Below are 712 nucleotides of genomic sequence, written 5' to 3' on the forward strand. Positions count from 1 at the left end.
CTTCCATATAACGAGTGTTCTGTAGCAAACTTGTCGATCGCCAGCCATTGTGTTGGCGTAATAATACCGCCAGGCATACGAGCACGAAGCATCACGTTATGAAGAGGCTCAAGCTTTTGCTTGGTACGCTCGTTACGGATATCGCGATCATCTTGCTGATACATACCGTGGAAACGAATAAGTTGGAAGTTATCCGCTGTAAAGCCGCCAGTGATTCGGTCTTGCAAATCTTCGGCGATGGTTCCACGTAATAGATTGCTTTGTTTTTTTAGGCGTTCGTTATCAGATAGTGGCCCTAGCTCTTCGCCTAATACAATCTGCTTGTTATTTTCAGTAGAAAAAGTCATTAGTACACATCCCTCTGATAACGTTTCGCTTTACGTAAATCATTAATAAATTGTTCTGCATCGTCACGTGGCATCTTGCCTTCTTGCTCCGCAACAATGACCAATGCGTCATGTACGTCTTTCGCCATACGAGCCGCATCACCACATACATAGATGTAAGCGCCATCTTGAATCCACTGCCATACTTGCGCGGCGTTTTCTAAAATGCGGTGCTGTACATAAACCTTTTCTACTTGGTCACGACTGAAAGCAACATCTAAGCGGCTTAACACTCCCGACTTAAGGTATTTTTGCCATTCAACTTGGTACAAGAAATCTTGTGTGAACGTGCGATCACCAAAGAACAACCAGTTTTTACCTTCAGC

General features: G+C 44.1%; 2 pseudogenes. Both read right to left on the bottom strand.

What is annotated here, in order from left to right:
* Nucleotides 1-347 (bottom strand): annotated as a pseudogene (locus R7O13_RS27005) (sulfite reductase subunit beta); the annotation flags it as partial.
* Nucleotides 347-712, bottom strand: a pseudogene (gene cysJ, locus R7O13_RS27010) (NADPH-dependent assimilatory sulfite reductase flavoprotein subunit); the annotation flags it as partial. The pseudogenes R7O13_RS27005 and cysJ, both read right to left, overlap by 1 nt.

This window comes from Vibrio sp. Y176, assembly GCF_033438945.1.